This window comes from Streptomyces sp. NPDC038280, assembly GCF_055600045.1.
Genome location: NZ_JBVJYZ010000022.1, coordinates 22,939 through 46,538, shown reverse-complemented (window position 1 = coordinate 46,538; position 23,600 = coordinate 22,939). Strand labels below are relative to the sequence as shown.

The 23,600-nt window shown below is 72.6% G+C and carries 21 protein-coding genes; 8 read left to right on the top strand and 13 right to left on the bottom strand.

Translation table 11 applies throughout. From position 1 onward, the window contains the following. Nucleotides 1–81 precede the first annotated feature (81 nt). The 5 genes from ACZ7J0_RS30425 to ACZ7J0_RS30405 all read left to right on the top strand — a co-directional run bounded on the left by ACZ7J0_RS30425 (nt 82) and on the right by ACZ7J0_RS30405 (nt 5,850). Nucleotides 82–3,039, top strand: a complete 2,958-nt coding sequence (locus tag ACZ7J0_RS30425) for a sensor histidine kinase (RefSeq protein ID WP_470892752.1) — start codon at nt 82–84, stop codon at nt 3,037–3,039. Further along, nucleotides 3,036–3,518 (top strand): roadblock/LC7 domain-containing protein, encoded by a 483-nt coding sequence (locus ACZ7J0_RS30420; protein WP_469119255.1) that lies wholly within the window; start codon nt 3,036–3,038, stop codon nt 3,516–3,518. Before ACZ7J0_RS30425 ends, ACZ7J0_RS30420 begins: the two co-directional genes overlap by 4 nt. Next, nucleotides 3,515–3,928 carry a DUF742 domain-containing protein gene (locus tag ACZ7J0_RS30415; RefSeq protein WP_468707113.1) on the top strand — a complete coding sequence of 138 codons (414 nt, stop codon included), beginning with the start codon at nt 3,515–3,517 and terminating at the stop codon, nt 3,926–3,928. Before ACZ7J0_RS30420 ends, ACZ7J0_RS30415 begins: the two co-directional genes overlap by 4 nt. Beyond that, a complete protein-coding gene (locus tag ACZ7J0_RS30410; protein ID WP_470892749.1) occupies nt 3,909–4,532 on the top strand; it encodes a GTP-binding protein in 624 nt (207 codons plus the stop codon). The genes ACZ7J0_RS30415 and ACZ7J0_RS30410 overlap by 20 nt, the downstream gene beginning before the upstream one ends. A gap of 82 nt (nt 4,533–4,614) precedes the next feature. After that, a complete protein-coding gene (locus ACZ7J0_RS30405) occupies nt 4,615–5,850 on the top strand; it encodes a styrene monooxygenase/indole monooxygenase family protein (protein ID WP_470892747.1) in 1,236 nt (411 codons plus the stop codon). A 13-nt stretch (nt 5,851–5,863) separates the two neighbouring features. Here ACZ7J0_RS30405 and ACZ7J0_RS30400 read toward each other — a convergent pair whose 3' ends face one another. From ACZ7J0_RS30400 to ACZ7J0_RS30380, 5 genes are all read right to left on the bottom strand, one after another. Then, complete coding sequence (locus ACZ7J0_RS30400; protein WP_470892745.1) at nt 5,864–7,165, bottom strand: C40 family peptidase; 1,302 nt, start codon at nt 7,163–7,165, stop codon at nt 5,864–5,866. Between the two features lie 153 nt (nt 7,166–7,318). Beyond that, entirely contained in the window at nt 7,319–7,708 is a 390-nt protein-coding gene (locus tag ACZ7J0_RS30395; RefSeq protein WP_470892743.1) for an outer membrane protein assembly factor BamB family protein, read from the bottom strand. 198 nt (nt 7,709–7,906) lie between these two features. Further along, nucleotides 7,907–8,182: a hypothetical protein gene (locus ACZ7J0_RS30390; RefSeq protein WP_469119261.1), complete on the bottom strand. Its 276-nt coding sequence runs from the start codon at nt 8,180–8,182 to the stop codon at nt 7,907–7,909. A 30-nt stretch (nt 8,183–8,212) separates the two neighbouring features. Then, nucleotides 8,213–8,947, bottom strand: coding sequence for a TetR/AcrR family transcriptional regulator (locus ACZ7J0_RS30385; protein WP_470892741.1), 735 nt, complete (start codon nt 8,945–8,947; stop codon nt 8,213–8,215). 30 nt (nt 8,948–8,977) lie between these two features. Continuing rightward, on the bottom strand, nt 8,978–9,913 hold the full coding sequence (locus ACZ7J0_RS30380) for an AurF N-oxygenase family protein (RefSeq protein ID WP_470892739.1): 936 nt from the start codon (nt 9,911–9,913) through the stop codon (nt 8,978–8,980). A gap of 172 nt (nt 9,914–10,085) precedes the next feature. Here ACZ7J0_RS30380 and ACZ7J0_RS30375 point away from each other — a divergent pair, with 172 nt between their 5' ends. Beyond that, entirely contained in the window at nt 10,086–11,195 is a 1,110-nt protein-coding gene (locus ACZ7J0_RS30375) for a ferritin-like domain-containing protein (protein ID WP_470892737.1), read from the top strand. Nucleotides 11,196–11,340: 145 nt separating this feature from the next. Here the strand turns inward: ACZ7J0_RS30375 and ACZ7J0_RS30370 are convergent, their stop codons facing one another. Then, nucleotides 11,341–12,090, bottom strand: coding sequence for a FadR/GntR family transcriptional regulator (locus ACZ7J0_RS30370; protein ID WP_470892735.1), 750 nt, complete (start codon nt 12,088–12,090; stop codon nt 11,341–11,343). A gap of 58 nt (nt 12,091–12,148) precedes the next feature. On the opposite strand from ACZ7J0_RS30370, the gene ACZ7J0_RS30365 reads away from it, so the two are divergent. Then, nucleotides 12,149–13,084 (top strand): ADP-ribosylglycohydrolase family protein, encoded by a 936-nt coding sequence (locus tag ACZ7J0_RS30365; RefSeq protein ID WP_470892733.1) that lies wholly within the window; start codon nt 12,149–12,151, stop codon nt 13,082–13,084. Nucleotides 13,085–13,148: 64 nt separating this feature from the next. After that, the gene (locus ACZ7J0_RS30360; protein WP_470892731.1) at nt 13,149–14,000 is read left to right on the top strand and encodes a hypothetical protein; all 852 of its coding nucleotides are present in this window, start codon (nt 13,149–13,151) and stop codon (nt 13,998–14,000) included. 58 nt (nt 14,001–14,058) lie between these two features. On the opposite strand, the gene ACZ7J0_RS30355 is transcribed toward ACZ7J0_RS30360, so the two are convergent. The 7 genes from ACZ7J0_RS30355 to ligD form a co-directional block, all read right to left on the bottom strand. Further along, nucleotides 14,059–15,522 carry a penicillin-binding transpeptidase domain-containing protein gene (locus tag ACZ7J0_RS30355; RefSeq protein ID WP_470892729.1) on the bottom strand — a complete coding sequence of 488 codons (1,464 nt, stop codon included), beginning with the start codon at nt 15,520–15,522 and terminating at the stop codon, nt 14,059–14,061. Then, nucleotides 15,519–16,895 carry an FtsW/RodA/SpoVE family cell cycle protein gene (locus tag ACZ7J0_RS30350; protein WP_470892727.1) on the bottom strand — a complete coding sequence of 459 codons (1,377 nt, stop codon included), beginning with the start codon at nt 16,893–16,895 and terminating at the stop codon, nt 15,519–15,521. The genes ACZ7J0_RS30355 and ACZ7J0_RS30350 overlap by 4 nt, the downstream gene beginning before the upstream one ends. A 66-nt stretch (nt 16,896–16,961) precedes the next feature. Further along, nucleotides 16,962–18,389: an ATP-binding protein gene (locus ACZ7J0_RS30345; protein ID WP_470892725.1), complete on the bottom strand. Its 1,428-nt coding sequence runs from the start codon at nt 18,387–18,389 to the stop codon at nt 16,962–16,964. Beyond that, nucleotides 18,386–19,114, bottom strand: a complete 729-nt coding sequence (locus tag ACZ7J0_RS30340) for a hypothetical protein (protein ID WP_470892723.1) — start codon at nt 19,112–19,114, stop codon at nt 18,386–18,388. The genes ACZ7J0_RS30345 and ACZ7J0_RS30340 overlap by 4 nt, the downstream gene beginning before the upstream one ends. A 215-nt stretch (nt 19,115–19,329) precedes the next feature. Beyond that, nucleotides 19,330–21,441: a HEAT repeat domain-containing protein gene (locus tag ACZ7J0_RS30335; protein WP_470892721.1), complete on the bottom strand. Its 2,112-nt coding sequence runs from the start codon at nt 21,439–21,441 to the stop codon at nt 19,330–19,332. 108 nt (nt 21,442–21,549) lie between these two features. Next, nucleotides 21,550–22,677 (bottom strand): ATP-dependent DNA ligase, encoded by a 1,128-nt coding sequence (locus ACZ7J0_RS30330; RefSeq protein WP_470892719.1) that lies wholly within the window; start codon nt 22,675–22,677, stop codon nt 21,550–21,552. Beyond that, the gene (gene ligD, locus ACZ7J0_RS30325; RefSeq protein ID WP_470892717.1) at nt 22,674–23,558 is read right to left on the bottom strand and encodes a non-homologous end-joining DNA ligase; all 885 of its coding nucleotides are present in this window, start codon (nt 23,556–23,558) and stop codon (nt 22,674–22,676) included. The genes ACZ7J0_RS30330 and ligD overlap by 4 nt, the downstream gene beginning before the upstream one ends. Nucleotides 23,559–23,600 lie beyond the last annotated feature (42 nt).

The window sequence follows — 23,600 nt, the reverse complement described above, 5'->3', positions numbered from 1 at the left end:
TACCAGGGGTGGGGGCGCTCTCTTGTGTGACCGGTTGTCACCTCTGCTTCATGGGTGGACGAGTCAAGGATGCGAGCACCGGTGCAGAAGAAGCGGCCTCGGAGCAACAGCGGCACGCGCAAGGAGACCCTCGGTGGCCCGCAGACCCCGGAGTCCCCGCAGCCCGCGCAGAGCCCACAGGTCCTCGAGTCTCCGGAGACCCCCGAGTCCGGGCGCCGCCGACCCGTACGGGTCCGCAGCCGGCTCGTCGCCGGTGTCGCCCTCGTCGGCCTCACCGTCGTCGCGGCGGGTGCCCCCGCCGTCCTCAGCGCCTCCGGCGAACTGACCGACTCCCAGCGACTGGTCACCCTCGCCGAACTCAACCGGCAGGCCGTCACCCTCGCCCACTCCCTCGCCGACGAACGCGACGAGGTCACCGCCTACGTCGCCGCCGGACGCGACGAGCAGGCCGGCGCGGAGGGCGACAAGGGCCGCGGCAAACGGCAGATCTCCGCCACCCGCAGCGCCAGGGTCGACCGCCAGATAGACGAGATCCGCGAGGCCGCCCCCACCGAACTGCGGCGCGACCTCGCCGGGGTCCCCTCCGTACGGCGTACGGCCCTCACGGGCAAGGGCACCGCCCTGGACGCGTACAAGGCGTACACCGACATCATCACCAAGCTGCAGGCCCTCGCCGACCAGCTCGCCGAGCGCACCCCGGCCCGCGCCGCCGAGGCCACCCGCGCCCCCGCCGCCCTCGGCCTCGCCGTCGAACAGGCCTCGGCCACCCGGGCCCTGCTCCTCGCCGCTCTCTCCGTCCCCACCCCCAGGGACACGGGGAACACCGAGGGCGCCGACCCCGCCGAAGAGGCCGCGCGCTCCCGCAACGCGCTCAGCGCCGCCGCCCAGCAGTCCCGCGTCCGCGAACTGGCCGCCCTCGCCGACTTCGACCAGGCGGCCGGTTCCTCCGCCCGCGACTCGCTCGCCGCCACCGTCACCGGCCCCGACGTCAAGAGCGCCGAGAACCAGCTCGCGCGCCTCACCGACCGGCCCGAACTCTCCAAGACCGAGCGCAAGACCGACCGCGAGGCCCTGGAGTCCGCGCTCTCCGCCCGGATCGAGCAGATGCGCGGGGTCGAGTCCGCGCTCGCCGCCGCCCAGGTCGAGCGGCTCGCCCAGGTCAGGGACGACGACGTCACCGCCCTCGAACTGCGCGTCGCGCTCCTCGGCGGCTGTCTGCTGGTCGCCGTCGGCATCTCCACCGCCGTCGCCCGCACGCTGACCCGCCCGCTCGCCGTGCTCCGCATCGGCGCCGCCCGGCTCGCCGCCGCGCCGGACACCGAGGAACCCATCCGCTTCACCGGGCGCAACGACGAGTTCGCCCAGGTCGTCCGCTCCCTCAACACCCTGCACGGCAAGCTGCGCACCCTGGGCGTACGGGTCGAGAAGCTCGACGGCGACCGGGCCGACCTCATGGGCGCCCGTGAGGCCCTCACCGACGAACTCGCCGCGCGCCGCGCCGAGCTCCAGGAGCAGACCGCGCGGCTCACCGCCCAGCTGGAGCGGCTGAACCACACGGTCCACCACACCTTCGTCAATCTCGCCCTGCGCAGCCTCGGACTGGTCGAGCGTCAGCTCGGCGTCATCGAGAAGCTGGAGGAGCGCGAGCAGGACCCGGAGCGGCTCGCCACCCTCTTCAAGCTCGACCACATGGCCACGGTCATGCGCCGGCACAGCGAGAACCTGCTGATCCTCGCCGGCTCCGAGCACGGCCACGCCCACCACGGCCCCGTCCCGCTGGTCGACGTCCTGCGCGCCGCCGTCAGCGAGATCGAGCGGTACGAGCGGGTCACCATCCAGTCCCTGCCGCCGCACTCCCACATCGCCGGATTCGCCGCCGACGACCTCTCGCACCTGATCGCCGAGCTGCTCGAGAACGCCACCTCGTTCTCCCCGCCCGACGCCCAGGTCCAGCTGTCCGGCTGGCTCCTGGAGAGCGGCGAGATCATGCTCTCCGTCCAGGACGAGGGCATAGGGATGACCGAGAACCGTCTCGGCGAACTCAACGCGCGTCTGGCCGGTCCGGGCGGCGACCTGGAGGCGGACCCCGCCGACATGGAAGGCGAGGGCCTCGGCATCCGGGTCACCGCGCTGCTGGCCGCCCGTCACGGCGTCCGGGTCCAGCTGCGCGAGCAGAAGCAGGGCGGGATCGCGGCCGTGGTCGTCCTGCCGCAGGCGCTGCTGCCGGCGGCCCCGCCGACCGCCGTCCCGCCCGCCGTGTCGGTCGCCGGGACCGCGCCCACGCTCAACCTGCCCGGCTCGGTCGCCGAGGCGAACTCCAACGCCCTGCCGAGCCGCGCCCGGGAGACCGGGCGGACGGAGCCGGCCGAACCGGCGGTGCCGGTCGACCCTCTGGTGGCGGCCGCCGAACAGGCGATCCGCGACGCCGAGGAGCCCGCCGCCGAAGAAGCCGGCCCCGAGACGACGCTTCAGGTACGGATCCCCGACCCGCGAACCGAGGCCACCGGGGATCCTTCGGCGGCCCAGGAGCCCGGCACCGGTGAGCTCGCGACCGCCACCGCGCCCGAGACCGTCGCGCACGAGACCACCGTGCCCGACGCCGCCGTGCCCGAGATCGGCGAGCCCGGGACCGATGAGCCGCGCCCCGACGCCTCCGAACCGCTGAAGGAGGCCGAGACGCGGACCGAGGAGCCGGAGGCCGCCGACGACGCCCCGGCGCCCGACCCGTACGCCATCGGCCCCGACTCCCACGAGCGTGCCGAGGACCCGGCCGAGCGCCTGACCGACAAGGGTCTGCCCAAGCGCACGCCGAAGATCGTCACCCCGGCGTCGGCCCCCGGGCCGCAGCGCAGGAGCGGCGTCGACGCCGAGGCCCTGCGACGCCGGCTGGGTGGCTTCCACCGGGGAGCCGAGAACGGCCGCCGTGACGTCGAGGCCGAGATCGCCGACCTGGCGGAGGACTCCGAGTCCACCCAGCGGATGGAAGCAGTACGCACAGACGAGAAGACGGGGGACACAGTCGAGGAGGCACGCAGTTGACTGCGACCGGCACATTCGGGCTGAGCAGCGAAGCCCGTAATCTTCACTGGCTTCTGGGCAACCTCGTCGAGGAGGTGCCCGGCGTCCGTTCCGTCGCCGTCGTCTCGTCCGACGGGCTCCTGCTGCTCTCCTCCGACCCCGCCCAGAACACCGGCCGGGCCCCCACCGGCCGCCCCCAGGGCCCCAAGGGCTCCAGCGCCGACCTGGCCACCATCGTCTCCGGCATCGGCAGCCTCACCCTCGGCGCCGCCAAGCTGATGGACGGCGGCGGAGTCAAGCAGACGATGGTCGCGATGGACCAGTGCAGCGTCCTCGTGATGTCGATCAGCGACGGCTCCCTGCTCGGCGTGCACGCCACGCCCGACTGCGACATGAGCGTCGTCGCCTACCACATGGCGCTCTTCGTCGGCCGTGCCGGACACGTACTCACCCCCGAACTCCGCAGCGAGCTGCGCAAATCGATGGAGAGCGCCCAGTGACGTCCGCCGCCGAACCCTTCCGCAGGCTCCCCGTGCGGGGCGAGGGCAAACGCCCCGCCCGGGTCCGCCCCTACTCGCTCACCGGCGGTCGCACCCGCTTCGGGCACGTACTGCTCGTGGAGACGTTCGTCGCCGCGCTGGAGGCGTCCGAGGAGCGCAGGGAACTGTCCAACGGAGGTCTCGTCTCCCGCCTCATGCCGGAGATGGGGGCCATCGTCGAGCTCTGCCGCCGGATGCGTACCGTCGCCGAGATCTCGGCGCTGCTGAGGATGCCGCTGGGGGTCGTCCGGGTGCTGCTCAGCGACCTGGCGGACCAGGGAAAGATCCGCGTGTACGGGACGGGGCACGGCATCGGCCAGCCCGACCGCGCGCTGCTCGAAAGGGTGCTGAGTGGACTCCGCCGTCTCTGACCTGCTCACCGTCGAGAAGGACGAGGACGAACAGGCCTGGCAGCTCGACCACACCCGTGCCCCCGTCGCCACCAAGGTGGTCGTCGCGGGCGGCTTCGGGGTGGGCAAGACGACCTTCGTCGGATCGGTCTCCGAGATCACGCCTCTGCAGACCGAGGCGCTGATGACGCAGGCGAGCGAGGAGACCGACGACCTCAGCGCGACGCCCGACAAACTGACCACGACCGTCGCCATGGACTTCGGCCGGATCACGCTCGACGACGACCTGGTGCTGTACGTCTTCGGCACGCCCGGCCAGCAGCGTTTCTGGTTCATGTGGGACGACCTGGTGCGCGGCGCGATCGGCGCGATCGTGCTCGCCGACACCCGGCGGCTCGGCGACTGCTTCCCGGCGCTCGACTACTTCGAGAGCTGCGGGCTGCCGTACATCGTGGCCGTCAACCACTTCGAGGGCACCGAGCTGTTCGCTGCCGAGGACGTCCGCGAGGCCCTGACGGTGCCCGCGCACGTACCAGTGGTGATCATGGACGCGCGCAACCGGGTCTCCGTCATCGAGTCCCTGCTCGCGATGGTCGCCCACGCCCTCGAAGTCACCCCCGAATAAACCGGTCGGTCGAAGAGCCGGTCTGCGGAACAGCCGGTCGGTCGAAGAACCGGACAGTCGGATAGCCGAAAGAGAAGCCTCGATGCCGAAGATACTCATCGTCGGAGCCGGTCAGTCCGGTCTCCAGCTCGCCCTCGGGCTGCAGTCGCAGGGGTACGAAGTCACCCTGATGTCCAACCGCACGGCGGACGAGATCCGGTCCGGCCGGGTCATGTCCACCCAGTGCATGTTCCACACCGCCCTCCAGCACGAGCGCGACCTGGGCATCAACTTCTGGGAGACGCAGGCCCCCCGCATCGAGGGCCTCGGCGTCTCCGTCGCAGCCCCCGACGCGTCCCGGCCCATCGACTGGGTCGGCAGGCTCGACGGCTACGCCCAGTCCGTCGACCAGCGCGTCAAGATGGCCGGCTGGATGGAGACGTTCGCCCAGCGCGGCGGGCAGCTGGTCATCCACGGCGCGGCCGTGTCGGACCTGGACTACTTCTCCCGCACCTACGACCTCGTCATGGTCTCCGCCGGCAAGGGCGAACTGGTCTCCATGTTCGGCCGGGACGCCTCCCGCTCCCCGTACAGCGAGCCGCAGCGCGCCCTCGCCGTCGCCTATGTCCACGGCCTCGGCCCCCGTCCGGAGCACCCGGACTACGACGCCGTCCGCTGCAATGTGGTCCCGGGCGTCGGCGAGCTCTTCGTCATGCCGACCCTGACCACCAGCGGCCGCGCCGACATCCTCTTCTGGGAAGGCATCCCCGGCGGGCCCCTCGACGTCTTCCAGGGCGTCAAGGATCCCTCCGAGCACCTGGCGCTGACGCTGGAGCTGATGGAGAAGTTCACGCCCTGGGAGTACGCGCGCGCCACCAAGGTCGAACTCACCGACGCCAACGCCACCCTGGCGGGCCGCTACGCGCCGACGGTCCGCAACCCCATCGGCCGGCTCCCCGGCGGCGGCCTGGTCCTCGGTGTCGCCGATGTCGTCGTCGCCAACGACCCCATCACCGGCCAGGGCTCCAACTCGGCGTCCAAGTGCGCCGCTTCGTACCTCTCCTCGATCGTCGAGCACGGTGACAAGCCCTTCGACGAGGAGTGGATGCAGACCACGTTCGACCGCTACTGGGACACCGCCCAGCACGTCACCAAGTGGACCAACGCCATGCTGGGCGTCCCGCCGGAGCATGTCCTCAACCTGCTCGGCGCGGCGGGCGGGCTCCAGCCGGTCGCCGACCGCTTCGCGAACGGGTTCAACGACCCGGCCGACTTCGAGAACTTCTTCTACGACCCGGAGAAGACGAACGCGTACCTGGCCTCGGTCTCCGGAGCCTGACCGCTCACCCCGCTCATTGTGTGACGGGCTTCTCGTCGAACCCCTCGTCCGCCCCGTCCGTCGCCCCCTCGGGCAGCGTCGGCGGGGTGTACGAGGGGAGTGGCTCGGCCGCAGGGTCCGGACGGACCGCCCCCAGCAGGGGGTTCGCGGCGATCGGGGAGACCTTGACCCGGGTGCCGGGGCGCGGTGCCTGGACCACCATGCCCTCGCCGAGATAGATCGCCACATGGGTGGCCTCGGGGAAGTAGATCACCAGATCGCCGGGACGCAGCTCGGCCAGGGGCACCTTCGGCAGGGTGCGCCACTGCTCCTGGCTGGTGCGCGGGATCGTACGGCCGGCGCTCGCCCACGCCTGGGACGTCAGACCGGAGCAGTCGAACGACTCCGGGCCCTCGGCGCCCCACACGTACGGCTTGCCGACCTGCCTCATCGCGTAGCGCAGCGCCTCACCGCCCTGCTCGGACGGCGTCCGCGTGCCGTCCAGCACCCCCGAGCCGACCAGTTCGCTCTGCGCGCCGGCCGTCGTGAGTCGCTCCCGCTCGGTCAGCTCGGCGATCTGCTCGGGTGACAGCGAGGCGAGCAGCTCCTCCACCTCCCTCAGCCGGGCCCGGACCGTGTCGCGCTGCTTCTTCTGGCGCGCGGCCAGCTGCTGCTGCCGGTCCAGCGCCTTGCGGGCCGCGACCGTCAGCGCGTGCGCCCGCTTCTCGCCGCGCTCCAGCCGCGCGACGGTCGCCGCCCGCGCGCGGGCGGCGCGGGCCATGAGGTGGCGCTGGTCGAGGGCGTGCTCGGGGTCGGGGGCGAGGAGGAGCCGGGCGTACGAGGAGAAATCGCTGCGGCCCTGGTACTGCTCGCGGGCGAGCCGCCCGAGCTCGTCGCGGCTGCGGGCGAGGGAGTTGCGGGCGCCGGCGAGCCCGGTGTTGAGCTGCTTGGTCCGGGCGAGCTGCTGGGTGAGCGACTCGGCGGTGGCGTTGTAGCTCTCGGTGGCGGCCTCGGCCTGCTGGTAGAGCCTCTGCAGGCGGCCGAGGAGCTGGGGGACGGAGCCGGCGGGGGCGCCCGGGGCGCCGGGCCGTTCCTCGGCCCCTTCCCCGGTGTCGGCCTCGAGCCCCGGGTCGAGTCCGGGGTCGAGCTCCGAGGCGGTCTCGGCTTCGAGCTCCGGGTCGGGCTCCGCGACGGCTTCCGCCGACCCGTCCGACGGCTCGGACACCGGTGGGGGATCGACGGTAAAGGCCGCCGCAGGGCAGGCGGGAACGGCCGCGACGATCGTCGCCGCCGCCATCGCCGCCGTACAGATGGAGCGCAGCAACCTTCCTGACACGTCATCACCTCCGCTTGTGGGAACGGGCCCTGGCCGAGCCCACGGCGATGATGAGTGGCCGACGGCGGGATCGCCTCACGGGTGGCCAGGTCGGCCCAACGCGGTCACCCGTGAGGACGGAGTACGACAATCGGTCCGCGCGCCTGCGGGAGTTCAGGCCACGGGCAGTGCGTAGAAGGCCCGGTGGCGGCGCACGACCACCGTCCGGCCCGCCGCCAGGGTGCGGTGCGGCGCGGTGATCTCTTGCCCCCGCGGGTCCTGCGCGCCCGCGGTCTGGAATTCCCACAGCCGCCGGCCGTCGACCGTGCCGAACGCCGTGACCTGGGTGCCGTCCGCGACCAGCAGGGTGCTGCCGCTGAGCGTGACCTGCGGGGCGTGAGCGGTGACGGCGACCGCCGTCGCCTCCGTCGGCCGCTGCCAACGCGGCTTGCCGTCGCCGGGTCCAAGGCGTACACGGTCTGCGAACGTGTCGCCGCGTAGAGCGTGTCGGCGTGCGGCAGCCCCGTCGCGAAACCGCCCGGCCCCAGGGCGGGCTGGCGCCACAGCAGGGCGCGGCTGCTCGGATGGAACGCCTGGAGGTCGTTCCCGACGGACGCGAACAGCCGTCCCGTCGCGTCCCCACGGCCGGCGCGCCCGGCAGCACCCCCGCGTACGGCCCCGACCACTGGATCTTTCCGGTGACCCGGTCGTACGAGTGGAAGACCGCCAGGCCCTTCGCGGCGGCCGGCACGGTGATCGAACCTATGGCGCGCCGTTCGGCTTCGACCAGGGCCACCTGCGCACCGGGCGCTCGCGGCCGTCGGGGGCGTACGCGTACTTCCAGCCGCGCTGGAGGCCCAGCCGCTTGGTGTGCCCGGCGGGCTCGCGCCGGTACGCGTGCACGGTGGGCGGCCCGCCGTCGGCGGCCGGCACCGGCACCTCGTACCACTTGGGCGGATGCCCGGTGGGCCCGACGAGGACGGGCAGGACCCGCCCGTCCAGCGGGCCGCCGTAAAAGGGGGTGTTCTCGCTTCTCACGCCACCAGTGTGGCCGAGACGCGCCCGGGCTCAGTCCTCCGGCGCCAGCAGGTGCGCCGCCTCGCTCACCACCGGGATCACCCGCCGGGCGAGCGTCCCCACCGGGCCCCGCGCCGTCTCCAGGGCCAGCAGGTCACTGATCGCGGCGGCCGTCTCCGGGTCGGTCGCCGACGTCGCCGTCAGCAGGGCGACGAGATGGTCGACGAGCCAGTCCCGCAGCTCGGGGGCGGGCGGCTGCTTCTCCTCGTCCAGCCAGATCAGCGACGCCGCCTCCACCGCCGCGATCCAGGTCCGCACCATCATCCGCATGCGCGGCCCGGGCCGGTCCGCCCCGAGGTGGACGAGGATCTGCTCGGCCGCGGCGCGCCGCACCTCGTCGACGATCGCGGTCGTACGGGACGTCTCGGCGACGCTGCCGCCCCGCAGCAGCGCGCTGAACCCGGCGTCGTGCCCGTCGACGAAGAGGAGATAGCGGTCGAGGACACGGGCGAGCCGCTCGGTCGGCGGTCCGTCGGTCGGCTCGGCGAAGCACAGTTCCAGCTCGTCGGCGGCCGAGCGCAGCGCGGCCTCGTACAGCTGCTGCTTCCCACCGGGGAAGTAGCGGTAGACGAGCGGCCGCGACACGCCGGCCACCTCGGCGACGTCGTCGAGGGAGACCTCCTCCGGCGCCCGGTGCGCGAAGAGCGTCAGGGCCGCGCCGAGGAGCTGCGCGCGGCGCTCCTCGACACTGAGCCGGCGGTACGCGGGCGTGGCGGGAGTGGTCATGCCTCGCAGCGTAACTCCGTCGCCCGTCCGTCAGGCGAGGAGACCGGAGGACTTCCAGAGCCTGCGCCCCGCGCCCCGCAGTACGCCTATGTCGTCCAGGAAGTCCGTCAGCCGCTTCGCGCCCGACTGCATGACCTCCCTGCGGTGGCCGCTCGCCTTCACCTGGGCGACCGCCTCACGCCGGTCGAGCCCGACGTTCTCGTACACGGCGGGGTTCACGAAGCAGGTGGAGAAGACGCGTGCGGCCTCGCCGCAGCTCAGCCGGGTGAACTCCTGCTCCCAGCGCGGCGCGGTCACCATCTGGCGCCGCAACTCCTCCCGGGCGTACCGCACATGGCGGGCCTCCTCGACCACGTGGATACGGGTCACGCCACGCACCAGCGTCTGGACGCGCTCGTCCGGGAAGGTCAGCCGCTGCATCCAGTCCAGGATCTCCTCGCCGAGGAGCGTCGCGGCGAAGGAGCCGGGCGTCGTGGAGACCGTCTTCAGGACGCGTGCCAGGTTGTGGTAGAGCCGCGGCACCGGATACGCCGGCGCGCCACCCTTCTGGATCATCTTGGCGAACATCATCGAGTGCCGGCACTCGTCGGCGATCTCGGTGAGCGCGTACCGGACGTGGTTGCTGGTCACGGACTTGTCGTAGATGTGCCGGACCAGCAGCTGCATCAGGATGATCTCGAACCAGATGCCCAGCGACGCGAGGGAGGCGGCTTCGTGGCGGGAGAGGTCCATCCGCTGTTCCTCGGACATCTTGCGCCACAGCGGGGTGTCGTAGAGGGAGACCAGCTCCGGCGGCCAGAACCACTTGCCCTCCTCGACCGGGGCCTCCCAGTCGAGTTCCTTGTCGGGGTCGAAGGAGTGCTTCGCGGAGGACTCGAGAAGCCGCTCGGCGACCTGTTCGCGGTCGCGGAGCGGCCCCAGGGCGTCCCGCAGGACGCTGAAGTCGGGATTGGTCACGGTCGTCATTGGCGGCGCCCACCTTCGCGGGTCGAGTTACCGGGGGTCAGGTCTTATAAGACTGCCTGTCAGTAAGGCCGTCAATCCCTTGCGCGCGACTTGTTGACCCGTCGTCTACCAACGTGTGAGCCTGCCAATGAGCCGAACGTACGCGGAAGTCCGTGAGGAGAAGGAGCCGTCAGTGTCGACGCACGACCTCTACACGAAGGACCCCGGAGAACCGGTCTGGCAGGTGCCCGCCTCCGGCGCGGCCCGCTTCAGCTGGGATTACGACGACGGCCGTGACCGTCTTCTGGCGCTGTACCAGAAGGGCAAGGACAAGCAGTGGGACGGCGCGACCCGGATCGACTGGGAGCTGGAGGTCGATCCGTACGACCCGCTGGGCACCCCGGACGACGTCCTCACGCTCTACGGAACCCGCTACTGGGCGAAGATGACGGAGAAGGACAAGGGCGAGCTGCGCAAGCACTACGCGTCCTGGCAGTTCAGCCAGTTCCTGCACGGTGAGCAGGGCGCGATGATCTGCGCCGCGCGGATCGTCGAGTCCGTGCCCGACCTCGATGCCAAGTTCTACTCCGCCACGCAGACGATGGACGAGGCGCGCCACGCGGAGATCTACGGCCGCTTCCTGCACGAGAAGATCGGGATGCTCTATCCGATCAACGACAACCTCCAGGGCCTGCTGGGCGACACGCTGCGCGACTCCCGCTGGGACATGCCGTACCTGGGCATGCAGGTACTGATCGAGGGCCTGGCGCTCGCCGCGTTCGGCATGATCCGCGACACGACCGACAAACCGCTGCCGAAGCAGATCCTGGCGTATGTGATGCAGGACGAGGCCCGGCACGTGGCCTTCGGGCGGATGGCGTTGCGCGACTACTACAAGCAGCTGAGCGACGCGGAATTGCGCGAGCGCGAGGAATTCGTCATCGAGGGCTGCTACTTGATGCGGGACCGGCTGCGGGGGATCGAGGTGCTGGAGAACTTCGGCATCCCGAAGAAGGAGGCGGAGGAGTTCTCGGAGCAGTCGGAGTTCCTGCACCTCTTCCGGAAGCTCCTGTTCAGCCGGATCGTGCCGTGCGTGAAGGACATCGGACTGTGGGGCGAGCGGCTCCAGAAGGCGTACGTCGACATGGGCGTCTTCGAGCTGGGCGACTCGAACCTTGATCTGCTGATGACCCAGGACGAGGAGATCGCGGAACAGCTGGACCGGGAGCGCTTCGCGGTGGAGGAGGCGGAGCGGGTGACGGAGGTCGAGAACGCGATCGCGGCGGGAGCGGACGGGAACTGAGGGGCGGGGGCGGGGTCGTCAGCGACCGCGCTGACCGCGCTGACCGCGCTGACCCGGGGTTGGCCCGGCTCCCATCGATCGCGCGGCGGGCGCCCTCAACGGCCCCGGCCGACGCTCGGGGAGCCGCGGGACGGGCCGGGGCCCGTCAGGTCGGCGGATTCTCCTCCGGGCCGCACTGCGTCAGAAGCTCCTCCACCTCGCCGCGGGCCGCGTCGACCAGCGTTGCCACCGCGTGCGACGCGTCCGCCGCGCGGCCCTCGGCGATGGCGGTCGCGACCGCCCGGTGGCGGTCCACCGCCGCCATGTCGAGGGTGTCCGGCATGAGGCGGAACTCACGCCGCGCGTACAGCAGTTCCTCCGTCACATCGGCGAGCTGCGCGAACAGCCCGTTGCCCGACGCCGTCAACAGGGCGCGGTGGAAGGCCACGTCCGCCGCCACGAAGGCCATCGCGTCGCCGGACCCGACGGCGGCCGCCATCGCCTCGGTGTGGACGCGCAGCGCGCGCCGGGTCCCGTCGTCGGCCCGCGACGCGGCGAGCGCGGCCGCGGACGGCTCCACGGCCGCCCGCAGTTCGGCCAGTTCGCGCAGTTGTCCGCGCCGGTGCGGCGAGGAGAGGCGCCAGCGGATGACATGCGGGTCGTACAGATTCCACTCGTTCATCGGCCGCACGGTGATGCCGACCCGCGGCCGCGAGGTCACCACCCGCTTCGACTCCAGGACGCGCACGGCCTCGCGGGCCACCGTCCGGGAGACCGCGTAGCGCGCCTGGACGTCCTCAAGGCGCAGTACGTCGCCCGCGCGGAGCTCGTCCGCCAGGAGCGACCAGCCGATCCTGTCGACCACGTGCCCGTGCAGGCCCTGCAGTTCCACGCCGTGCTCCCCGTCCCCCGTCACCGCCCCTACGGTGCGTTTGTCGATTGTCACACTACGGCGTGGACGGCAGCATGGGTCCATGACCGTGCCTGACGCACCGATACCCGACCCACCGATGCCCGCCGCGCCGACCGCCCGCCGCGAAGCCGCCCGACGCAGCATCCAGGGGCTCTCCCTCGGAGACGCCTTCGGCGAGCGCTGGTTCCCCCTGTTCCGCGAGCGACGCCAGGCGCTCGAGGAGATCAGGGACCGCCGCATACCCGAGGAGCCCGACTGGCACTGGACCGACGACACGGCCATGGCCCTCGCGCTGCTGCGCGTCCTCGACGAGCACGGCACCGTCGAGCAGGACCGGCTGGCGGCCTGCTTCGCGCTGACCTTTGACGCCGACCAGGGGCGCGGCTACGGCCACGGGATGCACATGCTGCTGCCGCGCCTGCTCACCGCGCCCGAGGAGTGGCGCACCCTCGCTCCCCGGCTGTTCGACGGTGGCAGCCTCGGCAACGGCGCCGCCATGCGCGTCGGGCCGCTCGGCGCCTGGTTCGCCGACGACCTCGACGAGGCCGCCCGGCAGGCGGAGCTGTCCGCCCGTGTCACCCACGCGCACCCGCAGGGCGTGGCGGGGGCGGTGGCCGTCGCCGTCGCGGCCGCCCTGTCGGTCCGGGGCGGGCTCTCCCTCGCCGAGGTCGCCTCCCGTACTCCCGAAGGGGCCGTACGGGACGGGCTGTTCCGGGCCGCCGAACTGCCCTTCGCCACCGAGCCGTGGAAGGCGGCCGACATCCTCGGCAACGGGCAGCGCATCCGGGCCGACGACACGGTCCCGTTCGCGGTGTGGACCGCCGCCCGGCACACGGACGATCTCGTTTCCGCGCTGTGGGCCACGGCCGAGGGGTTCGGCGACGTCGACACCACCTGTGCGATCACCGGAGGGATCGTCGCGGCCGGCATCGGAGTCGGGGACGTACCGGACGTCTGGCTCCAGCGGCGGGAACCCATCGGAGCGACCTGGGCGTGACGCGGGCGTGATCTCCCGCACCCTGGCCGGGTGGTGGGGGAGGGGGCTGTCGTAGCGTGCGGGGATGACGACGCCGCCGCAGCCGCCGCACGACCCCTCGCACCAGCCCCAGCCGTACGGTCCCCCGCAGCCGCAGGGCTACCCCCAGGGTCCGGGCCCCCAGGGTCCGGGCCCTCGGGGGCCGTACGCCGGCCCCGGACCGTACGGCCCCGCGGGGCAGCCCTTCCCGCAGCAGTACCCCGGCACGGCCGCCTGGGGCGGTCCTCCGATGGGGCCGCCGCCCAAGAAGAGCCGTACCGGACTGATCGTCGGCATCGTCATCGGCTCGCTCGTCGTGATCGGGGGGCTCGGGTACGCCGCCAAGGCCCTGGTCGACGCCTCGGGTGCCACCCGCGCGTTCCCCGAGGCGAAGTACCGGCTGACGGTTCCGAAGACGCTGCTCGAGGGCGAGTACAAACTTCTCAACGACGCGTCCAGGACCGAGGGCAAGGATGTGGAGGACACCTACGACCCGAGCGTCCGCGACGCGAAGGCCGCCATCGCGCAGTACACCGGCGAGCCCGGCGCGGTCCTGGTCGTGTCCGGCTTCCACGGCCGGCTCAAGAACCCCGACTACACCCGCGACATGATCCTCAAGGGCGCCGCGTCCGAGAAGGGCATGAAGGTGGTCGTACGGCCCAAGGACTTCAAGCCCGAGGGCTCGGACGTGACCGTCACCTGTCAGGTGACCCGGTCCACGGACGCGGACGGGACGAGCACGCTGCCGATGTGCGCCTGGGGTGATGACAACACCGCGTCGTTCGTGGCGGTCGTCACCCCGGAGAGCGCCACCATGGCCCCGGAGAAGGTCGACCTCTCCGAGCTCGCCGAGACGACGGCGAAGGTCCGTGCCGAGATGCGCAAGCCGATCGGCTGACCCCGCCGCGAGCGGGCCCCGGTCGTCCGCCCGTCCCGTCCCGCTTCTCTCGATCTCGTCACCGCCCCGGTTTCAGCGCCTCCTCCATGACCGCCCGTGCGATCGGCGCCGCGCTGCCACCCCCGCTGATGTCCGTACGGTCCGCCGCCGCGTCCTCGACGACCACCGCCACGGCCACCGCCGGCTGCGGCGAACCATCGGCCTGCGCCCAGGCGATGAACCAGGCGTACGGAGTGCCCGTGTTGCCGACACCGTGCTGCGCGGTGCCGGTCTTGCCCCCCACCCGCGCCCCCGCGATGGCCGCGTTGGTGCCGGTGCCGTCCTCCACCGCGTCCACCATCATCTTCTGCAACCGCAGGGCCGTCGACGCCTCCATCGCCTGACGGTAGGTCTCCCGCCCGCTCTGGTGGACCGTGTCCCCGTCGGAGGTCGTCGTCCGGTCCACCAGCCGCGGATACGCGATCTCGCCGTTGTTGGCGACCGCCGCCGCGACCATCGCCATCTGCAGCGGGGTGGCCGCCGTGTCGAACTGCCCGATGGACGAGAGCGCCAGCTGGTCCTCGGTCATCCTCCTGTCGAAGGTCGACTTCGCCACCCCCGCCGGAATGCGCAGACCGCTGTCGTTGAAGCCGAACCTCTCCACCGCGTCCACCATCCCGTCCAGACCGACCTTCACCCCGAGCCCCGCCATCACGGTGTTGCACGACCAGCGGATCGCGTACGACAGCGAGGCGTCACCGCAGCCCGGTGCCGCGTCGGGCAGCACGGTGCGCGTACCGGGCAGGACGAACGGGTCGGGGGTGTCGGTCGGCGCGTCGACGTCGTCGACGACCCCCGCGTCCAGCGCGGCCGCCGCCGTCACGACCTTGAAGGCGGAACCGGGCGGATACGTCTGCCGGAGCGCCCGGTTGAGCATCGGCCTGGCCGCGGCGGAGTTCAGGCGCGCCCAGGCGTCGGTGACCGGCTTTCCCGTGCCGGAGAGCACCCCGGGGTCGTACGAGGGGCTGCTGACGAGCGCGAGGATCCGGCCGCTCGACGGTTCGACGGCGGCGACCGCGCCCCGTCTGCCGCCGAGCCCCCGGTACGCGGCGCGCTGCACCGACGCCCTGATGGTGGTGACGACATCGCCTCCGGGCTGCCGGCTGCGGGTGATGTCGTTCCAGAAGGGGAGGGGGGCGAGCATCGGATCCGTACCGGACAGGACGTCGTCCTCGGCGTTCTCGAGGAGGGTCGTGCCGTACGTCTGGGAGGCGTAGCCCGTCACCGGCGCGTACAGCGGGCCGTCGGTGTAGGTGCGCTCGTAGCGCAGCTGCTGGCCGCTGTCCCTCGACCCGGTGACCGGTTTCCCGTCGACGACGATGTCGCCGCGCGGCTGTGCGTAGCGGACGATCGCCTGGCGGCGGTTGGCCGGGTTCTTGTCCAGCGACTCCGCCTCGAAGACCTGGATCCTGGCGGTGTTCACCAGCAGGGCCGCCAGCAGCAGCAGACACAGCGCCGCGGCGCGCCGGATGTACGGGATCACCCGGTCTCCTCGGCCTGGGCGATGACACCGGTCTCCGCCGTGTCCGGCAGGGGCGCGCGTGCCGAGTCGCTGAGCCGGATCAGCAGCGCCACGATGATCCAGTTGGTGACGACCGAGGAACCCCCCTGGGCGAGGAACGGCATCGCCATGCCGGTCAGCGGGATCAGCCCCGTCACCCCACCGGCGATCACGAAGACCTGGAGCGCCAGGATCGACGCCAGACCGATCGCGAGCAGCCGCCCGAAGGGATCGCGCAGGGCCAGGCCCGTCCGGTAGCCGCGGGCGACCAGCAGCGCGTACAGCAGGAACAGGCCGGTCATGCCGACCAGTCCGAGCTCCTCCCCGGCGGTGGCGAGGATGAAGTCCGACTTGGCGGCGAAGCCGATGAGGATGGAGTGGCCGCCGCCGAGGCCCGCCCCGAGCATCCCGCCGGCGGCGAAGGCGAACAGCGACTGGGCGAGCTGGCCGGGGCCCTCACCGGCCTCGATGGACGCGAAGGGGTTCAGCCAGTCCTCGACCCGGCTGTGCACATGAGGTTCGAGGGACCCGACGGCGAAGGCGCCGACGCCGGCGAGCAGCAGACCGACGGCGATCCATCCGGTCCGCCCGGTCGCCACGTACAGCATGATCACGAACAGTCCGAAGAAGAGCAGCGAGGTGCCGAGGTCCCGCTCCAGGATCAGGACGCCGACGCTGAGCAGCCAGATGGCGACGATGGGACCGAGGACGCGGCCGGTGGGGAGTTGGAGGCGCCAGATCCTGCGGCCGGTGTAGGCCAGGGCGTTGCGGTTGGCCGAGAGGTACGCGGCGAAGAAGACGGCCAGCAGGATCTTGGCGAACTCGCCCGGCTGGAAGGAGAGTCCGCCGATCCGGATCCAGATCTTGGCGCCGTTCACGGCGGGGAAGAAGATGGGCACGAGCATCAGGACCAGGGCGGTGGCGACCGAGAGGTACGCGTACCGCTGGAGCACCCGGTGGTCGCGCAGGACGACGACGACTCCGATGAACAGGGCCACGCCGAGCGTCGACCAGATCAGCTGGGCGGACGCCGCCCGGTCCTGCGGGGTCTCCAGGTCGAGCCGGTTGATCAGGACGAGCCCGAGGCCGTTGAGCAGGACCGCGATCGGCAGGAGCAGCGGATCCGCGTACGCGGCGCGGAACCGCACGGCGAGATGCGCGACGAGGGCGAGCATTCCGAGCCCGGCGCCGTACCGGGCGACATCCGGGGGGACGGCTCCGTTCCTGGCGAGGCCGACGGTGGTGTAGCCGAAGACGGAGATGAGGACGGCGCAGACGAGGAGCGAGAGTTCCACGCCCCGCCGCTTGGGGAGGCGTAGGCCGGGCGGGGGAGCTTCCGCCGTCGTTGCGGTCATGAACCGCAACGTAGCAAGCGGTTAGCCTTATGTCCCTTTATGTGACGGTGTGCCGTCGGCCGGTGCTCAACGGCGGCTCGGCGCGCGGGCGTCGGGGCCGTCCGTGCCGCCGGGGTCTTCCGCGGCGGGCGGGTCGTCCTTCTCGGGCGGCGTGAACCGTACGTACTCCGGCAGCGTCAGCCGCGCCTCCGCCCCGCCCTCCGGCGCGTTGGTGAAGAGCAGCTCCGCGCCGATCACCGACGTCTGGCCCGCCGCGATCGTCAGCCCGAGGCCGTGCCCCTTGCTGCCGCTCTCCGTACGGAACCGCTGCGGCCCGCTGTCCAGCAGGTACTGCGGATAGCCCGCGCCGTGATCGCGCACCACGACCACCGGCCCGTCCACGCTCAGGACCACCGGAGGCGCGCCGTGCTTGTGCGCGTTGGCGATGAGATTGCCGAGCACCCGCTCGAGGCGCCGCCTGTCGGTCTCCACGGTCGCGTCCCGTACGACCCGCACCTCGGTCCGCGTACCGGAGTGCCGCACCACGCCCTCGACCAGCGGCCCCAGCGCGTGCATGGCCAGATCGACCTTCTCGTTGCGGGCGTCGAGACGGGAGATCTCCAGCAGGTCCTCGGTGAGCGCCCGCATCGCCCGCACCCGGTCCTGTACGAGCTCCGAGGGGCGGCCGGGCGGAAGCAGTTCGGCCGCCGCCGAGAGCCCGGTCAGCGGGGTGCGCAGCTCGTGCGCCACGTCGGCGGTGAAACGCTGCTCGCTCAGCAGCTTGCGCTGCAACGACGACGCCATCGTGTCCAGGGCCCCCGAGACCGTGGCCACTTCGTCCTCGGGGCGTGAAGGGTCCTTGGTCCGTGGATCGTTGACGCGCGCGTCCAGATCGCCCGCGCTGATCCGGCGCGCCACGGTCGCGGTGAGATGCAGCCGCCGCGTCACCCGGGTCACGGCGAACGCGCCGACGAGCAGCGTCGCGCCGATCGCGAGCACGGAGGAGCCGAGGATCGACCGGTCGAGGCCCGTGATCGTTCCCACACTCAGCGAGTAGTCGACCCTGACGGCGATCGCGCGGCCGTCGGCGGGGCCCGCCGCCCACATCGTGGGCCGGCCGTCGTGGTCGGCGACCAGGGTGCCGCGCTGCCCGCGCAGGGCGAGCGCGCGCAGCGACGGAGGCAGTCCCTCGGGGTCCACCCCGGCGAAGCGGGGCAACGGCTCGCCCGACTCGTAGGCGCGGGTCACCTCGACCAGGCGGCCCAGTGCCTTCTCGCGGGCCGCGTCGACGGTCTGCTGGGTCACCGACACATGGACGAGGGCGCCGAGCAGCGCCGCGAGCGCACAGCACATGACCGCGATGAAGACGGCGGCCTTCCAGGTGAGCGTGGCGGTCCAGGCGGGCAGCCGCAGCCGCCGCCCGGGCCGTCGTCGCGGTCCGGTGCGCGCTCCGGAGCGCGGGTCGGTGCGGAGCCGGGGCCCGGAACCAGGTCGGGATCGTCGGGGGAGTCTCATCGGGAGCCCGCGCTCGGGGTTTTGGACGGCGCCTCGGGTGACCGCGAGGGGTACGGCGGGGACGGCTTGACCCGGACGATCTCGTCCCGGGTGGGCAGCATCGTCCGCTGCTGGTCGTCCCAGGACCAGGCCGTGCGGTACTCGTATCCGGGAATCCCGGCCGAGCTCACCCGCAGAATCAGGTCCCGCCCGGCCAGGTCCACGCTGATGACCTGGTCCACGGTGGACATGATCCGTGTCAGGCCCCCGCCCTCGGCCAGATAGACCCGCACGCCGACCTGCTGGTCGGGCATGCGGATGCCGACGATGAGCTCGTCACTGCCGTTGCCGGTGAGGTCGCGGTAGTACGGCTTCAGGACCGGGCAGACCTTCGGCTTCTTCCCGCAGTCACGCAGTTGCTGGACCGTCTCCTCGTAGACGCCGTCACTGCCGGTGTACGTGTCGGGGTGCGCGTTCACCTCCGCCCGGACGACCGCCACCGGGTTCACCCGATGGACGTCGTCGCCCGGCGCCTTGATGCCGGGGACGCGCTCGGTGTCGCTCTCGCCGTAGTCGAGCGGCGGGTCGGTGGCGGGCGGCAGATCGGGCCAGAGCCGCACCGGCCCGGTGGCCGTGGGCGTCGCGCCCGCGCTCTCCAGTCCGCCCTGGTCGCCGCAGCCGGCGAGTACGGGCACGGCGAGGGCCAGCAGCAGCGCGGCGCGGACGATGCGGCTGGTGGTGCTCAAGGTTCTCCTCGGTCGGGCGGGTCTCGTCGGTCGGGCAGTCCGACATCCGCCCTATAGGCCCTACTTATGGCTCTTCAAAGGGATTGGTGCGGAATCAAAGAGATTCATAGGGAAGTCGGTTTCGTCACCCTCCCTGTGTACCAGCCCGGCCGCCCGTCCGTACCGCCGGGTGGGACCCCGGGCTCCGCGCCCGCAGCGCGTCCCTTCGCGCCTGATCACGGGTTCCCCATCCGCTCCAGTGCTCTACGGCACAGTGTCAGCAGCTTCTCGTCCTGGTGGATGTCATGGCTGCCCGAACCGCCCTCCACCACGTTGTGCCGACACCGCCGGGCCAGCTCCGCGTGGAGCTCCGGAGCGGCGCCCCGGGCCGCCGGACCCATGTCCGCCAGGCACTCGGCGATCTCCACGCGCGCGTAGCGGTTCTCCCGCCAGGCCCCCATGAGTACCGGCAGGGCTTCCTCCGCCTCTCCGGTGACCCGCCACAGCGCGGCCGCCGCCTCCACCCGCAGCCACGGGTCCCGGGCGGTCAGGCAGGCCCGCAGCGCGGGCGCGGCCTGCGCGGCGGCCGGACCGATCGCGCCGAGCGCCTTGGCCGCCGACCGCCGCTCGCTCGTGTTCCGCGCCCGCAGCCAGGCGTCCAGCGTGGGAAGCACGGCCCCCGCGTCGCCCTCGACCTCCCACAACGCTCGGGCCGCGGCGGTCGCGACCGCCGCCGCGTCGCTGCCGAGGAGCCGGCGCAGATCCGGGACCGCCGGGCGCGCGGCGGGGCCGAACGCGGTCAGCGTCCGCAGCGCCGCTTCGAGCACCCAGTCCCTGCGGTAGGCCGGCGCGCCACGCAGCACCCGCAGCACCTCCGGCATGGCCTCCGTCGCCCGCGCCGACGCCAGCCCGGAGAGCAGCGGCGCTGCCCGGTCGTACAGCTGGTCGTCCAGCTCCACCTCGGCGAGCCGGCGCCGCAGCACCGGCCCGAGCGGCGCGGCGGCCGCCCCCAGCTGCCCGATCGCGTACGTCAGTTGGTCCCGTATCTCGCCGCACTCCAGGGCCTCGCCGAGCGCCGGGACCGCGCGGGCGTCGCCGCAGCGGGCCAGCGCCAGCAGGGCGCTTCCCAGGGCGATCCGGCCGTCGAGCCGCTCCTGGATCCACGGCCTCGGCTCTGCCGCCACCCTGGCCGCCAGCGCGTCGGCGGCGGGCCCGGCCAGTTCGAAGAGGCCCTCGAGCCGGCTCGCGGCGGCCTCCCGCAGCCGGGGCTCGGGATCCGCCAACTGCTCGCCGACCAGCCGCACCACCTCCTCGTAGGCGCCGCGCCAGCCCTGGACCAGGCCGCCGCACATCCAGATCGCGTCGGCCCGCTGACCCCAGTCGGGGCTGCGCAACTGGGCGGTGACGAGCGCGATCCGGTCCTCGACACGGTCGCCCAGCGCGGCGTGCAGCGTACGCAGCAGCTCGTCCGTCCACGGGGTGCGCCGACCGGCCGACTGCTCCTCGCGCAGCTCCCGCAACTGGCCCACGAGCGTCGGCGTGGCCGGCCGCCCGGCGTCCCCGCCGCCACCCTCGAGCCCACCGGCCTCCGCGCCCGAGCCGGCCGGTGGCTCGTTCCGTACCTCCTCGAGCAGCCAGGCCACCGTCGCCACGACGTCCCCGGGCAGCCGCGCCGGCGCGCACCGGGCCAGCTGGGCGAGGGCGGCCAGCCGCAGGCCGGGGGCCTGCGCCGCGCCCGCGAGCCAGCCCAGCCAGTCGACCGTCTCCTCGCGCAGCGACTCGTGCCGCAGGGCGATCCGGCCCACGGCCTGCACCAGGGAGAGACGCACCTGGGTGTCCGTCTCCACGGTCAGCCGCTCGCGCAGCAGATCGAGTACGCGCGCGGGGTCGCCGTGCAGGGACGCGAGCGCGCACGGAGCGGCCAGCCGCACCTCGGGGTCCGGGTCGTCGAGCAGCGCGAGGAACGCGTCGGCGCCCGCGGCGACGGCGGCCGCCGCCATCGCGTAGTTCGCCGCGTCCTCGAACTCCTCGTCGTCCGGGTCGAGTTCGTCAAGCTCGTCGTCACCGCTCAGATCGATACCGCCGATGCTGGTGAGTAACTCCACGATGCCGCCCCGGTCCTGGACCTCCGGATCCCTGACCAGTTCCAGCAGAAAGGGGATGCAGGCGAGCGTGCAGTCGTAGACGTCGCCCTGGTGGTGCACCGCGCCGTACATCCCGTCGAGCGCGATCTCGCGCTCCGCCGCGTCGTGGGACGCCAGCCCGCGCAGCATGACCGGCACATCGTCGGCGGGCCCGTAGGCATGCCTCATCGAGGCCCAGTCGACCTCCTCGATCCCCGTCAACATGCCCCGCCTCCCCGTTGAACACCGCACTTGGGGGCAAGTGTGCACCACAGCGCCGACAAGCAGGACCCGGCAATCGGACGCGGTTGCGCGGCGCTCTTGCGCCACGGCTCAGCCGTCGGAGCCGCTGTCCCCGCTGTTGTCGTCACCGTCGGCGCCGGGGTCGTCGGGGTCGGTGCCGGTGGCACCGGCGGCGGCGCTTTCGTCGGCGCGAGGGTCCTCGCGCAGCCGCAGCACCGTGATCAGGCTGTGCCGGGTGGTGCCCTGGGCGACCTCCGCCATGAGCCCGGCCCGTACAGGCTGGTAGGCGACCTCGCCCAGGCCGGGGGCCATGGCGGTCGGGAGGCCTGGGGAGGGACCGCTGGAACCCGAAACGGGACCGGTAACGGGTTCGGAACTCGCGGCGCCCGCACCGGCACCCGGACCCGCGCCCCCCACCCCCGGCCCGGCATCCACCGCCACCGCTCCCGGCGCCGCCAACGCCTCGCCCGCCTGCACCCGGAGGGCCGGCGCCAGCGGGCTGGAAATGATCGGAAGGTCGTCGTCCGGCAGGACGAGCGCCAGCGCGGTGGGCCGGTCACGACCGCCGGTGTGGCCGACCACCAGCGCGTCCCGGGTGTCCGTGTGCCGGAGCTTGCGCCACGCGCGCGTGCCACCCCGGTACGGCTGGTCGAGCCGCTTGATGACCAACCCTTCGACGCCGATCGCGGGCAGCGTCTCGTACCAGACCTCGGCCAGCTCCGGATCGGGCGTCATCGGCACGGGCTGGAGCGGCGGGCCCAGCGGCCCGAGCACCGCGACGAGCCGCTCGCGGCGCCGCTCGTACCGCACGGGCCGCAGGTCCTTGCCCTCCTCCGCCAGCAGGTCGAAGGCGGCGTACGAAGCGGGCAGCCGCACGGCCAGCACCTCGGCGCGCGCCCGGGTGGCCGCCGCCCGTCCCTGGACGGCGGCGAAGTCGGTCCTGCCGTCGGTCCAGACGACGACCTCGCCGTCGAGGACCGTACCGTCCGGCAGTCTCCGCGCCGCCTCGACCAGGTCGGGGAAGGCGGCGGTGATGATCCGGCCCGAGCGGGCCTGGAGGACGACCTCGTCGCCGTACCGGAAGATCACCACCCGGTGGCCGTCGAACTTCGGCTCGTACGCGAGTCCCCGCCCGCGCGGCAGAGTCCCCACCGACTCGGCGAGCGCGACCCGTACCGGCGGCCGTACGCCCCCGCGCGAGGCGTCCCCGGGGCTCATGGCAGGGTCCCGCCCCCGTCCGGGACGGTCAGCGGCTCGAGCAGATCCCCGAACCGCTGGAGCCGTGGCGCGATGTCGCCCATGAGGAACACCAGCTGTCCCGGATCCGCACAGGCCTCGACCTCCGTCCAGGTCACCGGCGCCGACACGGCCGGTTCCCGGCGGGCCCGCAGGGTGTACGGAGTGGCCGTGGTCTTCGCCGCCGCGTTCTGACTGTGGTCCACGAAGACCTTCCCGGGGCGCAGGGCGCGGGCCATCCGGTGGACGACCAGGGCGGGCATCTCCGCCTCCGCCTCCACGGCGAGCTGCTTCGCGTACGCGGAGACCCGCTCGGACGGCGTCCGCTTGAGCGGTACGAGCAGATGCAGGCCCTTGGAGCCGGACGTCTTCGCGAACGCGTCGAGCCCGTCGGCGGCGAGCCGCTCCCGCAGCCACAGCGCCACCCGGCAGCAGTGGACGACGGTCGCGGGCGGCCCCGGGTCGAGGTCGAAGACCAGTCGGTCGGCCTGTGCCGGGGCGTCGGCCTGCCACTGCGGCGTGTGGAACTCCACCACCAGGTTCGCCGCCCACATCAGCGAGGCCAGGTCCTGGATCATCACCTGGGCGGCGGAAGGGTCGTCCGACCGGGGAACGGGCGCGATCTTCACCCACGCGGGGGTGCCGGGCGGGGGGTTCTTGGTGAAGAACAGCTGCCCGTCGGGGCCGTCCGGATAGCGCAGGAAAGAGACGGGGCGGTTGTGCAGATGGGGCAGGATCGCGCCGCCCGTGACGGCGTAGTAGTGCAGGATCTCGCCCTTGGTGGTGCCGGTGGCGGGGTGCAGGACCTTGTCCAGGTTGCTGAGCGGCAGCCGCCGGCCCTCCACCTCTGTGATCGGCGTCATACGATGAGAATCCCATACATCTCGCCTATAACGGATGAAAGG

Bases quoted from the DNA above. Each gene is read 5' to 3' on its own strand.
- ACZ7J0_RS30405 (WP_470892747.1), top strand. From the start codon at position 4,615: ATGCCGAAGATACTCATCGTCGGAGCCGGTCAGTCCGGTCTCCAGCTC.
- ACZ7J0_RS30385 (WP_470892741.1), bottom strand. From the start codon at position 8,947: ATGACCACTCCCGCCACGCCCGCGTACCGCCGGCTCAGTGTCGAGGAG.
- ACZ7J0_RS30380 (WP_470892739.1), bottom strand. From the start codon at position 9,913: ATGACGACCGTGACCAATCCCGACTTCAGCGTCCTGCGGGACGCCCTG.
- ACZ7J0_RS30365 (WP_470892733.1), top strand. From the start codon at position 12,149: ATGACCGTGCCTGACGCACCGATACCCGACCCACCGATGCCCGCCGCG.
- ACZ7J0_RS30360 (WP_470892731.1), top strand. From the start codon at position 13,149: ATGACGACGCCGCCGCAGCCGCCGCACGACCCCTCGCACCAGCCCCAG.
- ACZ7J0_RS30350 (WP_470892727.1), bottom strand. From the start codon at position 16,895: ATGACCGCAACGACGGCGGAAGCTCCCCCGCCCGGCCTACGCCTCCCC.
- ACZ7J0_RS30345 (WP_470892725.1), bottom strand. From the start codon at position 18,389: ATGAGACTCCCCCGACGATCCCGACCTGGTTCCGGGCCCCGGCTCCGC.
- ACZ7J0_RS30335 (WP_470892721.1), bottom strand. From the start codon at position 21,441: ATGTTGACGGGGATCGAGGAGGTCGACTGGGCCTCGATGAGGCATGCC.
- ACZ7J0_RS30330 (WP_470892719.1), bottom strand. From the start codon at position 22,677: ATGAGCCCCGGGGACGCCTCGCGCGGGGGCGTACGGCCGCCGGTACGG.
- ligD (WP_470892717.1), bottom strand. From the start codon at position 23,558: ATGACGCCGATCACAGAGGTGGAGGGCCGGCGGCTGCCGCTCAGCAAC.